We start from the raw sequence: 12,908 nt of genomic DNA, 5'->3' as shown, positions 1-12,908 counted from the left end.
ATGAACTGGGCGCCGGGCGGTCGATCCTGAGGTTTTGCAAACTGTTGACCAAGGCCTTGTCACGCATCGGATCGCCCGTGGAACTGACCAGGCGGCTATGCTGAACCACGCCGTCCCGGCCGATCCACACTTGCAGCACCGCCCGAAAACTTCCCGGGCGGGTGAGTGGTGAACGGCACAAGTTGCGCTGGATGACCGTTTGGATCGCCGCCGCATAGTTGCTGTCGCTCAAGCCCGGGGCCGCGCCGGAAGGCAGCGGCACCTCGTGAACCCGCACCGGTTGCAACGTGAACGCATCCGCTCGGGCGTAATGCGCCGCGAGCCCGGTGCCGCGAAGCAACACATTGAGCCCTTGAGAAGCGGTGAACAGTCCCTGGACGCCCAGCGTATGGCGCTGGCTGGATAGTTGCTGATCCACCAGCACCGCCATCCCCGTCGCCCGACTGAATTGCTCCAGCGCCGTGGTCAGTTCCTGCGGGGCGATGTCCAGCTCCACCAGGCTGTTCGCCTGGATCGGCGCGGCCAGCAACCACAACAACGCCATCAGCCCCCCCAAGGGTGACCTGGCCAATCCACGCCTGCGTCCGCCCCCGGCTCTGCCTTGCTGCACGACTGACGTATCCGTTGAAAACCGTCATCCTGAGGGCTGTTTATGAATGTCGTATGACAACTGATACAAATCCCTCGGACCCCACTAAACTCGTGCTCTGACAGCGAACCGCCTTCTGGGCGGGCCAGGAGGTCGACAATGAAACAGTGGATGAAAATGATGGCGGGCCTCGGACTGCTCATGGCCCAGCCTTGGGCCCATGGCGAAGAGGTACCGGCGTGTATCGAGGTGACCGTCGGTGGCTACAGAACCGCGGACTACAACTGCCTGAGCCGGCAAATGGGTAACGATCCGCAGGCCGCAGCGGCCGCGCAACGCACGCAAGAGGCCTTGAATGTGCCCGTTAACAAACGCGCGCCGAACAGCATCGGCCTGGCGACCCCAGCGGCCACCAGCGTGCGCATGGGTAATACGTTTGGCACCTCGGTCAAGCCCCAGAGACCGCCGGTCCCGGCCAGCCCCTCGCCGCTGCCCAGATAACCGCTGTCTGTGGCCAGGGCACTTGCTCCCTGGCCGCAGGAGTGCGTTGCAACGTTGAGTGCTGGAGCCCCTACGCGCCTCAAAACAGGCTTTGCACCTGCTCCAGGACTGCGCGGTTCATCTGGCCGGTGTGGGTATGCAGGCTCACATAGCTTTGCAGCATGTCCAGCTTGGTGTTGAGCAGGTCCCGACGGGCCTGGAATAACCGTTGTTGCGCATCAAGGATGTCCACCGTGGAGCGCACACCGCCCTGGAAGCCTTTTTCCGTCGAAGCCAGTGCCCGCTGGTTGGACTCCACTGCGCGCTGCATCGCCTTGCTTTTGGCGAAGCCGGCCACCACGCCCAGGTAATCGGTTTCGATCGTCTCGGCCAACTGCTGGCGTTGCACGTCATAGTCCGACTGCGCACCGGCCAGTTGCGCCTGGGCCTTGGCCACCGACGCTCGCACCGCCCCACCGCGATACAACGGAATATCCAACTGCAGCCCCACGTAATAGGTGTCCTGGCGCGGGTCAAGTTCCTGGTACTGGCGGGTCTCCCGGCGAGTCAACTGAGTGGTCAGTGCCAAGGTCGGATAATGCCCGGCGCGCTGGCTGTCGGCCTGGGCCTCGGCCACTTTCACCGCCGCCAGCCGGGCCGCCAGCTCGGGGCTGGCCTCGCGGGCAATCGCCGTCCAGTACGGCAGATCCTGCTCGGGTGGGATCGGGCTGCCGGCGGCAAGCTCCTCGCGCATCGGCGCAATGTCATCGATGGGCACATTGGCACGACCGGACAACGCCCGCAGCGCGGCCACGCGACGAGCCTTGGCTTCGGCCTCCTGGGCCTCGACCAGATCAAGCCGCGCCTGGGCTTCATCGATATCGGTGATCGCGCCCTGGCCACCCTCGAAGAGTTTTTTGCTCTGGATGACCAACCCGTGGATGGCGGCTTTTTGCTGGGCGATCAACTTGATCTCGTTTTCCGCCCGGGCGACGTCGAAGTAGCCCTTGGCAACCCGGTCGAACAGCGTCTGGCCGGCGACGTCGAAAAGCTGGCTGCCCAGTTGTCCTCGCGCCTTGCCTTCCTGATACGCCGCCCAGCGCGCCTTGTCGTAGAGCGCTTGCTGCGCCGCCAGGGTGACGTTGTTGGCCTGGTAATCGTTGCTGTTGACGTAGCCGCTGTCGTCACCGCCATCAGTCCGCCCACCGCGGCCATAACGCGAAGTCAGCGACACTTGCGGATAGAGGCCGCCACGGCCAATCGCTTCTTCCTGCCGCGAGGCATCATAAGCATGGGTGGCTGACTGCAAAGTCGGGTCGTTGAGGCGGGAGGCATCGTACGCCGCGGTCAGGCTCAGGCCACCGTCGGCGGCCCAGGCGACATTGAGCATCGCCCAACTGGAGCACAGGCTCAGCAGCACGCGAGCGCTGTAACGGCATCGGTCGATCATGCTCATTCCTCTTTGAAGGCTGCCAGCAAGCGTTCGCGCAACGGTTTCATCAGGTAATTCATGAAGGTGCGCTCCCCCGTGACCACCGTCACATCGGCCAGCATGCCCGGACGCACCCACAACCCGGCGGCCTGCAACGAGGCGACCGTGTCGGCGGGAATCTCGACCTTGGCGGAGAAGTACGGCAAGTGCGTCTGCTCATCGATCAACTGGTCGGCCGACACTGTACTCACGGTGCCGGTTACCGTCGGTGTATCCACCCGTTGCAGCGCGGTGAAATGCACATGCACCGGCAACCCCGGGCGCAACTTGTTGGCCATCAACGGTTCGAAACGCGCGGTAATCGCCATTGGCGCATCCAGCGGTACCACCTGCATCAGGGTTTGTCCGGCCTGGGCCACGCCGCCGACGGTATGCAGACTCACGTCCATGACCTGCCCGGCCACTGGTGCACGGATAGCGCCGTTGTCGACTTCAAATTGCAAGGCACGCATCTGATCGGCATAACCGGCCGCCTCGGCGGAGACCTCGCTGAGCTGGGTTTCAGCATCGCGACGAAACTCCTGCTGCACTTGCAACGCCTTGAGCCTGCTTTCGTTGATGGCCTGGCGGGTCCGCCCGACATCGCCCACGCCGGAGGCAATCTGGCCGGCCAGTTGGGCGGCGTTGCGCTCGGCCTCGAAGAGTTTGTTGCGCGGAACATAACCCTCACGGGCCAGCTCGCGCAGGCCTTCGAGCTCCTGTTGCTGAAAGCGCATCTGCGCGTCGTAGTTACGCTTGACGCCTTCATAGCCCTGCAATTGCTGCTGCAGCGCCGCGACCTCATGTTCGATGATCTGCAAACGGCTGCCCAGCTCCGCGCGGCGGGTCAGAAACAACTGGTTTTGCAAGGCCATGGCGGCCTTGACCCGCGGCTCGTCGGCGCGCGCCAGCAATTCAGCCGGCCATTGGATCTCGGCGCTGCCCAGACGCTCGGCAATCAACCGTGCTTCAATGCTGCGATCGTTGAGCAACTTGCCCAGGGTCACGTCCAGTTGCGACTGCGCTTGCACGGTATTGAGCTGCACCAGCAACTGCCCCTGGCTGACTCGATCACCATCGCTGACCAGCAGCTGGTCCACTACCCCGCCGACCAACGACTGCACCGCCTTGCGCTCGCCCGCCACCACCACGGTGCCACTGCCCACGACACCCTGATCGAGGGGTGCCAGGAAGGCCCAGAGCAAAAAGCCGCCCAGCGTCAGGACCAGAAAGCCCACACCATACCGCGCAGCACCGCTGGCATCGGTACTGGCGCTGGGCAGGGTATTGGCGTCGAGCACGCTCAGTTGCTGCTCGCTGTGCGCCGATGCAGCCGGGGTCAGATCACGCATCTTCGCCGGCCTCCCTCACCGCAGCGGGCCTGGGCCCCGGCATCAATGCCTTGAGCACCCGGTCCCGTGGGCCGAAGGCTTGTTGGGCGCCGTCCTTGAGTACCAGGATGTGATCGACCACCGCCAGCACATTGGGTCGATGGGTGATCAGCACCACGGTACTGCCGGCGGCCTTGAGCGCATTGATCGCTTGTACCAGCGCCAGCTCACCTGCTTCGTCGAGGTTGGAGTTGGGCTCGTCGAGCACAATCAGCGACGGGCGCCCGTAAAGTGCCCGGGCCAGGCCCAGGCGTTGCTTCTGCCCTCCAGACAAACCCAGCCCACCGGGGCCCAGTGGCGTGTCATAACCTTTGGGGAATCTGAGGATCATCTCGTGAATGCCGGCGTGACGAGCGGCAGCAATGATTTTGTCGGCATCCTGCTCGCCGAAGCGGGCGATGTTGTCGGCAACGCTGCCATCGAACAGCTCGATGTCCTGGGGCAAGTAACCCAGGTACGGGCCCAGGGCATCATGGGACCACTGGCTGATCTCGGCGTCATCCAGGCGCACCGAACCGCCGATGGCCGGCCATACCCCGACCAGCGCCCTGGCCAGCGTCGACTTGCCACTGGCGCTGGGACCGACTACGGCAAGCACTTCGCCCTTGGCCAGGCTGAAATTGATCCCGCGCACAATCGGTTGCGAGGCGCCGGGCGGGCCGACATACAGTTGCTCCAGGCGCACCGCGCCGGTGGGCGGCGGCAAGGGCATGCGCAGGCGCTCGCGGGGGTGCTGGGTAAGCAGCTGGCTCAGACGCTGATAGCTCTGACGCCCGGCGTTGAACTGTTTCCAGGAGCCGATGGCAATTTCCACCGGTGCCAGGGCGCGGCCCAGCAGCAGCGACATGGCGATCATCATGCCCGCCGACATCTGCCCCTCGAGCACCAGCAACGCCCCCAGGCCCAGGGCCAGCGACTGTCCCGATATGCGCACGAAACGGGTTGCAGAAGTGATACGGGCACCACGGTCACTGGCGTGGGCCTGCGCGGCAATGATGCGTTGTTGCAGCAGGCTCCAGCGCTGGCGCAACGGCCCGAGCATGCCCAGCGCCTGAATGACCTCGGCATTGTGGAGCGTGCTGTTGACATAGACAGACGACTGCACCCCCAGGCGATTGGCTTCCCCCAACCGGGCGCGAGTCGCCAGCTCACCCCACAACGCCAGGCCGATCAGCACCAGGGCGAGCACCAGGGTCAACACCCCGAACCAAGGGTGAAAAATAAACGCCACCAGCAGGAAGATCGGCAACCACGGCGCGTCCAGCAAAGCGATCAGACCCTGGCCGGTGATCAACTGGCGCAACGTCGCCAAATCAGTGAGCACCTGGGCCGGGTTGGCGTTGTGCTCGCGCAGGCTGCGGGCGAAGGCGGCGTCGAAAATTCGCTCACCCAAGGCGTCGTCCAGCCCCGCACTCATGCGAATCATCACCTCGCCGCGAACCCACTCGATCAGGGCACTGAACAGAAACAGCGCCAGGGCGATCAAGGTCAGCATGAACAGGGTGGTTTCGTTGCGGCTGGTCAGGACCCGGTCGTACACCTGCATCATGTACAGCGATGGCACCAGCACCAACAGATTGATCACGCCGCTGAACAGCGCCAGCGACCAGAACACCCGGCGGTAACTTAATAAGGCAGCATCAATGTCATGACGCGGATCGAGTAGAAAGCGCATAGAGAATCAACCCGCAAAGGAATAGTCGGTCCCGGCGCAATCCATCGCGAGTTATTTGCCCGAAGGCGTCAAAAAAAAGTGCGTCATGTCGCTGACGTGCAGCTATCTGGGTCGATCCTCGCCGCTACAGACGCCAAGTACTGACAACGTAACCACGGGTTAGTGCCAGCGTGGGGCCGGTGTTTTCACCTCAATACGGGCAAGATGGGGCATTCAAGACAGACGGCGTGTGATCTTGAACCGCCCCCTAGGGGCTAGTCGTAAAACGGCTCGACCAAGGTCCGACTGCCAAGAAAAAAGCTGTCCGCCACCAGACGTAACGGCTGCAGGTCCAGGTCGCTGGCCTGGTCAGCAATCAACTGCTGGAAATGCCGATACACCGCCGCGTATTCACCTTCCTGGGAAACGGTCTGGCGAACGCCGTCGATGCTCAGCACTGCCCCACCGTTGTCCAGGCGCAGGAGGCCTTCGGTGCAGCGAATCTCGATGCTCCAGAGTTCGTCGTGACCGTGGTCGAAATCGAACTCCGCACGGACATCCAGGTGTTGCGCGTCGGACATCTTGATGCTGGCGGCAATCGGCGATTGGCAGTTACTCGGCACGCGCAGTTCGGCGGACTCAACGAACAGCGGCAGCGCCAGCAGATGGGTCACGATTGAAAACGCGTTGATGCCGGGATCGAATACACCCAGGCCTCCAGGTTGCCAGATCCAGGCCTGGCCGGGGTGCCACTTGCGTACGTCTTCCTTCCAGTCGATCTTGACGCTTTGCAGGGTGCGGCTGGCGAGCCAGTCACGGGCCGCCTCGATGCCGGGCGCGTAGCGTGAATGCCAGGCGAACAGACCACTGACACCTTGCTCGCGTACCTGATCCACCAACGCCATCGCTTCACCCAGCGTGGCGCAGGGCGGCTTTTCTACCAGCACGTGTTTGCCCGCGGCCAACGCTTGTTGCACCAATGCGAATCGCCCTTGCGGCGGTGTGCAAAACGCAATCGCATCGACCTGCGGGCCGTTTTCAAGCAGCTCGCCCAGGGACCGGAAATTCTCCACACCGGCGCAGGGCTGCCCTTGGGTGGCGACAGACACCAACTGGAACGCAGGGTTGGCGAGGATAGCGGGAACGTGTTGATCCTGGGCAATCTTTCCGTAGCCCACCAGACCGAGACGAATCGGTTGCATCGATGACTCCTGATTATTTTTGTACTTTTGATGGGCCAGCAAACTAGCGGTAAATCGCGTGGCCGACAATGGCTCGCCACACATGCGCTTGATTGTCGTGGGCGCTACAGCACACACTTCACGCCTGCCGAGGTTCGCAGGGCGCGCTCATGACGTTGGCAATCCTGCCCAAGAACGGCTCCAGGCGTTCACCCGGCGCGTCGTGCTCCACCACCAGGGCGGTGACTTCTTCACACGACGCCACCTGATAGTGGGCAATGCTGGAGAGTTTTTCATTGGTCACGGCCACCACCACCTGACCGCTCGCCGCGACGACCGCGCGCTTGAACTCCGCGTCATCCAGGCCGAACGCTGTGATGCCATTGTCCGGGTCGATGGCGCAAGCGCCGAGAAAACACAGGTCAACATTGAACTGCCGCAGTTGCTGCACAGCCGCCAGCCCGATCACTCCGCCCGACGCCGTGTTCACGCGTCCGCCCAACAGGATCACCTCGGCGCAGGGCAGCTTCATCAGTTGCACGGCAATCAACGGCGAATTGGTGCTCAGCGTCAACTTAAGGCGTGGATCGATGGCGCCGGCAATCGCCAGGTTGGTCGAGCCGGCATCGATGAACACATGCTGGCCCGCCCTCAGCAACGAGGCCGCCGCCAGGCCGAGACTGTCCTTGCGCTCGACGTTCTGCCGTACTCGAACGGCCATCGGCCGTTCCACGGCCGGCAACAGGATCGCGCCGCCATAGACGCGCTTGCATAACCCCGCCGCCGCCAATACGCCAAGATCGCGCCGTATCGAGTGTTCGGAGACATTGAATTCGCTGGCCAGATCGGCCGCAATCACCCGACCATACAGGGCCAGACGCTCGCTGATCCGTTGCTGGCGTTCACCGGGGAACACTTCGTGAGTTGAAGTCATGGCATCTATAACCTTCATAAACGAGCACTAATTATCACTAACGAGCAAATATGCCGATTGCAGAGCCTCTCGTCAAACCTCAACGCCGGGGCAGCGGACCCAAGTGAATCTGCCCCCTCTTCCCCACAGGCAAAAAAAACCCCGCCACCGAATGCGGTGCGGGGTAAAAAAATGGTTGGTTGCGGCCAACCAAAGGAGCACGGTGAAAAACCTGTACGGGCCGGCCTCAGATGCAGTCCTGTGCGGCACGTTCAAAACTCGAAGGCAGGAAGCTGGAAGCCAACAGACGCCGCTCGTAGATGAATACCTTGCCACCGTTCCCGGCCTTGTAGGCTTCCAGCACGTTGTCCGCCGACACCTTGCTTGGCACCACGATCCGGTAGCTGCGTTGGGACTGGGAGACGGTCGGGCTCATCGCGTGGTCTTGCAATTTCGGCACGACACAGTCGGCGTACTGGGCCGGCGTCTTGCTGGTCTGCAAGGTCAGGGTCGGGTCGTTCGGCGCGCTGGCACAACCGGCGAGCAACAAGGAGGCAAACGCCATGGAAGACGCAAATAAAAGGCGCATTGGTCTGGTCCTGAAAATAAAAGGTTGGTTCATCAGGCAACGGAACTGCGTTACGGGTTGCCGCCACTGCCAGGTGCATCGGGTGTGTGGCGGTCAGATGAGTGAAACCTCATCGCCCACCTGCTTGAGTTACCTGTTCGATGGGGGGGATTCTCCAGGCATTGCCGACAAAACAGAACTTGTGTTTCGTAATGATCACTATTGCTTCCAGCAATAGTTGCGGGCGGTGAAGACCGGTTCAGTGGCCTGTGCCGCCCCCCTGCTGATATTCGCGGGGCGTACAGCCAAACTCTCGACGAAACACCGTGTGCAGGTACTGCGCCGATTTGAAGCCGCAGTTCTGGGCGATGTCGGCAATCGCCGAGTCGGTGTTTTCCAAGCCCTGGGCGGCCGCTGCCAGTTTGAAGCGCAGGATCTCGTCGTGCACGCTGCAGCCCCGCGCCTTGCGAAAGTGCGCTTCCAGGGAGGAGCGCGACACGCCCACATAGGCCGCCACCTGAGCGGTCTTGATGCCCTGGCAGGCATATTGGCGAATGAACAGCAGCGCTTGCATGACGTAAGGGTTGCCTAACGGTTGGTGCAGACTCGAGGCCTGGACGTTGATCGCATCCGGGGGTATCAGCACCTGCGTACCCGTGGACGGCATGCCGTGCAGCATCTGATGGAGCAGGCGCGCGGCGGTCCGACCCATGGTTTCGGTGCCCTGGATCACCGAACTCAGCGGCACCCGCGTCAGGGTGCGGGTCAGGGGGTCGTTGTCGATGCCGATCAGTGCCACCTGCTCCGGCACGGCGATTCCGGCGGTCAGGCAGGCCTGCAGCAGTTGCCGGGCACGGGCGTCACTGACGGCGATGATACCGATGGGTTTGGGCAGGCTTTGCAGCCAGGCGATCTGTTGTTCGACGGCGCTGTCCCAGAGCGGCGCGCTGGTGCCCATGCCGCGATAGACCTCGGCGTGCAGACCATCGCGTTGCAGCAGCCGGCGAAAGGCGTTTTCCCGTTCCTGGGCCCAGCGATTGGCTTGTGCTTGCGGTAGGCTGAAGCAGGCAAAGCGCGTCAACCCGGCCTCGATCAGGTGCTCGTACGCCAGCTTCATCAAGGCCTCATTGTCGGTGGCGACATAGGGAATGCCCTTCGGATAAGCGCGCTCATCCTGGTAAGAGCCGCCCACCGCCACCACCGGCAAGCCGATCCCGCTCAGCGCTTCGCCGATCAGCGGGTCGTCGAAGTCGGCAATGATCCCGTCGCCCTGCCAGCGTTCGATGCCTTTCAACCGACAGAGAAAATCTTCTTCAAGGAACAGGTCCCAGGACGCGCGGGTGCTGCTCAGGTAGTTGCCGATGCCGCTGATGATGCCTCGGTCGTAGATCTTGCTGCCGTTGAACAACAACGCAATGCGGTGAACGGGCGGGACGGTTTTCATGGTTTTTACCCTGGGCCGATGACCACAGACTAGGCGCGTGACCGTCGGATCTCAATACTCAAAATCGCACTGTGCCTTGGTGATTTTCATAATCAGCGGCCACCGGGCCGGCGTTAGTATCGATACACCGCCAAGAACAATAAGGAAATCGCCCATGTCGTACTTTCCCGCCATCGACAAGGTTCGCTACGAAGGCCCCGCCAGCGACTCGCCTCTTGCTTTTCGCCACTACGACGCCGACAAACTCGTGCTCGGCAAGCCCATGCGCGAGCACCTGCGCATGGCGGTGTGCTACTGGCATACCTTTGTCTGGCCGGGATCCGATGTGTTCGGCGCCGGCACCTTCCAACGCCCGTGGCAGCATGCCGGCGACCCGATGGAACTGGCCATCGGCAAGGCCGAAGCGGCCTTCGAGTTCTTCTCCAAACTGGGCATCGACTACTACTGCTTTCATGACACCGATGTCGCCCCGGAAGGCCACTCGCTGAAGGAGTATCGCAACCACTTCGCGCAGATGGTCGACCACCTGGAGCGTCACCAGGAACAAACCGGGATCAAGCTGCTGTGGGGCACCGCCAACTGCTTCAGCAACCCGCGCTTTGCCGCAGGCGCCGCCAGCAACCCGGACCCGCAAGTGTTCGCCTGCGCCGCCGCCCAAGTGTTCAGCGCGATGAACGCCACCCTGCGTCTCAAGGGGGCCAACTACGTGTTGTGGGGCGGTCGTGAAGGTTACGAGACCCTGCTCAATACCGATCTGAAACGCGAGCGCGAACAACTGGGGCGCTTCATGGGCATGGTGGTCGAGCACAAGCACAAGATCGGTTTCAAGGGCGATCTGCTGATCGAACCCAAGCCACAGGAACCGACCAAGCACCAATACGATTACGACAGCGCCACGGTGTTCGGCTTCCTGCAACAGTTCGGCCTGGAAAAGGAGATCAAGGTCAACATCGAGGCCAACCACGCGACCCTGGCCGGGCACAGTTTCCATCATGAGATCGCCACAGCCGTCTCCCTGGGGATCTTCGGCAGCATCGACGCCAACCGTGGCGATCCGCAGAACGGCTGGGACACTGACCAGTTCCCCAACAGCGTCGAAGAGATGACCCTGGCCACCTATGAAATCCTCAAGGCCGGCGGGTTCAGCAATGGCGGCTTCAACTTCGACTCCAAGGTCCGTCGTCAGAGCCTGGACGAGATTGACCTGTTCCACGGCCACGTCGCGGCCATGGACGTCCTCGCCCTGGCCCTGGAACGTGCAGCGGCGATGGTGCAGAACGACCGCCTCCAGCAGTTCAAGGACCAACGCTACGCCGGCTGGCAGCAACCGTTCGGTCAGGCGGTGCTGGCGGGTGAGTTCAGCCTCGCTTCACTGGCCGAACACGCCTTCGACAACGAGCTCAATCCACAGGCTGTGAGTGGTCGGCAAGAGATGCTCGAAAACGTGGTCAACCGGTTCATCTACCCCTGACACCAGGCCCCGTTCGCTGCGCAGAGGTTGTTACATTCTCGCGACAAATCTCTGCTCGCGGCCCCCCGGGAGTCTCTACAGTTCTACCCGCATCACGTTCATCGTCAGGCAGTGTCTTTCGAACAACAATAAAAGGACGCACCACCATGAAAAAACTGAAACTCACGCTGCTCGCCGGCGCCCTCGCCCTGCTCTCGCTTCCGGTCATGGCCGACGCCACCAACCCGAAAATCGGTTTCTCCATCGATGATCTGCGCCTGGAACGCTGGTCGCGGGACCGTGACTACTTCGTCGCGGCGGCGGAAAAAATGGACGCCAAAGTCTTCGTCCAGTCGGCCGATGCCAACGAGCAGAAACAGATTTCCCAGATCGAAAACCTCATCTCCCGGGGCGTCGATGTGATCGTCATCGTGCCGTTCAACGCCACCGTGTTGACCAATGCCGTGGCCGAAGCCAAGAAGGCCGGGATCAAGGTGGTGTCCTATGACCGCCTGATCCTCAATGCCGACATCGACGCCTACATTTCCTTCGATAACGAAAAAGTCGGCGAGATGCAGGCCAGCGGCGTGTTGAAAGCCGCGCCCAAGGGCAACTACTTCTTGCTCGGCGGCGCGCCCACGGACAACAACGCCAAGGTCCTGCGCGAAGGCCAGATGAAAGTGCTGCAACCGGCCATCGACAAGGGCGATATCAAGATTGTCGGGCAACAGTGGGTCAAGGAATGGAACCCCACCGAAGCCTTGAGCATCGTTGAAAACGCCCTGACCCGTAACGACAACAAGATCGATGGCATCGTCGCCTCCAACGACGCCACCGCAGGCGGTGCCATCCAGGCACTGGCCGCGCAGAAAATGGCCGGCAAGGTGCCGATCTCGGGCCAGGACGCCGACCTGGCGGCGGTCAAGCGGGTGATCGATGGCACCCAGACCATGACCGTCTACAAGCCGCTGAAACTGATCGCCACCGAAGCGGCCAAGCTCTCGGTGCAATTGGCGCGTAACGAGAAACCCACCTACACCTCGCAATACGACAATGGCAGCAAGAAAGTCGACACCATCCTGCTCACCCCGACCCCGTTGACCAAGGACAACATCGACCTGCTGGAAAAAGATGGCTTCTATACCAAGGCGCAGATCGCTGGACAGTGATCCCGGGACAACCCTGGGTGAATGAGACCTGTGGGAGCGAACCTGCTCGCGATAGCGGTGGTTCAGCTTGCATCGATGTTGTATGTGCTGCCGCCATCGCGAGCAGGCTCGCTCCCACAGGGGCTTTGCTTGGCTAGCTGCATCTGAGATGCCTGGCCCCAGGGCTGTCACCACCTCTGCCTATGTGTGAGCCCTTTTCATATGAGCCCTCGCCATGTCCGACTACCTGCTGCAAATGAACGGCATCGTCAAAAGCTTCGGCGGTGTCAAAGCCCTCAATGGCATCGACATCAAGGTCAGGCCGGGTGAATGCGTCGGCCTGTGCGGTGAGAACGGCGCCGGTAAATCCACGCTGATGAAAGTCCTGTCGGCGGTCTACCCGTATGGCACCTGGGACGGTGAAATTGTCTGGGACGGACAGCCGCTCAAGGCGCAGTCCATCAGCGAAACCGAAGCCGCCGGGATCGTCATCATTCATCAGGAACTGACCCTGGTCCCCGACCTGTCGGTGGCCGAAAACATCTTCATGGGCCATGAGCTGACGCTGCCCGGCGGACGCATGAACTACCCGGCAATGATCCACCGTGCCGAAGCCCTG

Annotated in this window: 12 protein-coding genes; 4 read left to right on the top strand and 8 right to left on the bottom strand. The window is 62.0% G+C overall.

From position 1 onward, the window contains the following. Positions 1-544: TonB C-terminal domain-containing protein (locus GSM73_RS10540; RefSeq protein WP_160892542.1), on the bottom strand; the 544-nt coding region annotated here is incomplete at its 3' end. 204 nt (positions 545-748) lie between these two features. Here GSM73_RS10540 and GSM73_RS10535 point away from each other — a divergent pair. Then, the gene (locus tag GSM73_RS10535) at positions 749-1,090 is read left to right on the top strand and encodes a hypothetical protein (RefSeq protein ID WP_047228926.1); all 342 of its coding nucleotides are present in this window, start codon (positions 749-751) and stop codon (positions 1,088-1,090) included. Positions 1,091-1,169: 79 nt separating this feature from the next. Here the strand turns inward: GSM73_RS10535 and GSM73_RS10530 are convergent, their stop codons facing one another. From GSM73_RS10530 to GSM73_RS10500, 7 genes are all read right to left on the bottom strand, one after another. After that, positions 1,170-2,519 (bottom strand): TolC family outer membrane protein, encoded by a 1,350-nt coding sequence (locus tag GSM73_RS10530; protein ID WP_160892458.1) that lies wholly within the window; start codon positions 2,517-2,519, stop codon positions 1,170-1,172. A 2-nt stretch (positions 2,520-2,521) separates the two neighbouring features. Next, positions 2,522-3,892, bottom strand: a complete 1,371-nt coding sequence (locus GSM73_RS10525) for an HlyD family type I secretion periplasmic adaptor subunit (RefSeq protein ID WP_047228924.1) — start codon at positions 3,890-3,892, stop codon at positions 2,522-2,524. Then, positions 3,885-5,606 carry a type I secretion system permease/ATPase gene (locus GSM73_RS10520; protein ID WP_076385254.1) on the bottom strand — a complete coding sequence of 574 codons (1,722 nt, stop codon included), beginning with the start codon at positions 5,604-5,606 and terminating at the stop codon, positions 3,885-3,887. Before GSM73_RS10520 ends, GSM73_RS10525 begins: the two co-directional genes overlap by 8 nt. Before the next feature lie 254 nt (positions 5,607-5,860). Beyond that, positions 5,861-6,787 carry a Gfo/Idh/MocA family protein gene (locus GSM73_RS10515; protein WP_047228922.1) on the bottom strand — a complete coding sequence of 309 codons (927 nt, stop codon included), beginning with the start codon at positions 6,785-6,787 and terminating at the stop codon, positions 5,861-5,863. A gap of 118 nt (positions 6,788-6,905) precedes the next feature. Continuing rightward, positions 6,906-7,700, bottom strand: a complete 795-nt coding sequence (locus GSM73_RS10510; protein ID WP_076385256.1) for a DeoR/GlpR family DNA-binding transcription regulator — start codon at positions 7,698-7,700, stop codon at positions 6,906-6,908. Between the two features lie 226 nt (positions 7,701-7,926). Then, positions 7,927-8,268, bottom strand: a complete 342-nt coding sequence (locus GSM73_RS10505; RefSeq protein WP_047228920.1) for a lipoprotein — start codon at positions 8,266-8,268, stop codon at positions 7,927-7,929. A 238-nt stretch (positions 8,269-8,506) separates the two neighbouring features. Continuing rightward, positions 8,507-9,691: a XylR family transcriptional regulator gene (locus GSM73_RS10500; protein ID WP_107321659.1), complete on the bottom strand. Its 1,185-nt coding sequence runs from the start codon at positions 9,689-9,691 to the stop codon at positions 8,507-8,509. Positions 9,692-9,845: 154 nt separating this feature from the next. On the opposite strand from GSM73_RS10500, the gene xylA reads away from it, so the two are divergent. From xylA to GSM73_RS27170, 3 genes are all read left to right on the top strand, one after another. Continuing rightward, positions 9,846-11,162 carry a xylose isomerase gene (gene xylA, locus GSM73_RS10495; RefSeq protein WP_047228918.1) on the top strand — a complete coding sequence of 439 codons (1,317 nt, stop codon included), beginning with the start codon at positions 9,846-9,848 and terminating at the stop codon, positions 11,160-11,162. A gap of 146 nt (positions 11,163-11,308) precedes the next feature. Continuing rightward, positions 11,309-12,310: a D-xylose ABC transporter substrate-binding protein gene (gene xylF / locus GSM73_RS10490; RefSeq protein ID WP_047228917.1), complete on the top strand. Its 1,002-nt coding sequence runs from the start codon at positions 11,309-11,311 to the stop codon at positions 12,308-12,310. Between the two features lie 214 nt (positions 12,311-12,524). Next, on the top strand, positions 12,525-12,908 hold a 384-nt coding region (locus GSM73_RS27170; RefSeq protein WP_256676818.1), incomplete at its 3' end, for an ATP-binding cassette domain-containing protein.

The organism is Pseudomonas sp. PICF6 (genome assembly GCF_009831705.1).
Lineage (GTDB): Bacteria > Pseudomonadota > Gammaproteobacteria > Pseudomonadales > Pseudomonadaceae > Aquipseudomonas > Aquipseudomonas rhizophila.
Note: the sequence above shows the minus strand (reverse complement) of the source record. Positions and strands in the feature narration are given on the sequence as shown.

Excerpts from the sequence above, each read along its gene's own strand:
- GSM73_RS10535 (WP_047228926.1), top strand. The coding sequence starts at position 749 with ATGAAACAGTGGATGAAAATGATGGCGGGCCTCGGACTGCTCATGGCC.
- GSM73_RS10530 (WP_160892458.1), bottom strand. The coding sequence starts at position 2,519 with ATGATCGACCGATGCCGTTACAGCGCTCGCGTGCTGCTGAGCCTGTGC.
- GSM73_RS10525 (WP_047228924.1), bottom strand. The coding sequence starts at position 3,892 with ATGCGTGATCTGACCCCGGCTGCATCGGCGCACAGCGAGCAGCAACTG.
- GSM73_RS10520 (WP_076385254.1), bottom strand. The coding sequence starts at position 5,606 with ATGCGCTTTCTACTCGATCCGCGTCATGACATTGATGCTGCCTTATTA.
- GSM73_RS10515 (WP_047228922.1), bottom strand. The coding sequence starts at position 6,787 with ATGCAACCGATTCGTCTCGGTCTGGTGGGCTACGGAAAGATTGCCCAG.
- GSM73_RS10510 (WP_076385256.1), bottom strand. The coding sequence starts at position 7,700 with ATGACTTCAACTCACGAAGTGTTCCCCGGTGAACGCCAGCAACGGATC.
- GSM73_RS10505 (WP_047228920.1), bottom strand. The coding sequence starts at position 8,268 with ATGCGCCTTTTATTTGCGTCTTCCATGGCGTTTGCCTCCTTGTTGCTC.
- GSM73_RS10500 (WP_107321659.1), bottom strand. The coding sequence starts at position 9,691 with ATGAAAACCGTCCCGCCCGTTCACCGCATTGCGTTGTTGTTCAACGGC.
- xylA (WP_047228918.1), top strand. The coding sequence starts at position 9,846 with ATGTCGTACTTTCCCGCCATCGACAAGGTTCGCTACGAAGGCCCCGCC.
- xylF (WP_047228917.1), top strand. The coding sequence starts at position 11,309 with ATGAAAAAACTGAAACTCACGCTGCTCGCCGGCGCCCTCGCCCTGCTC.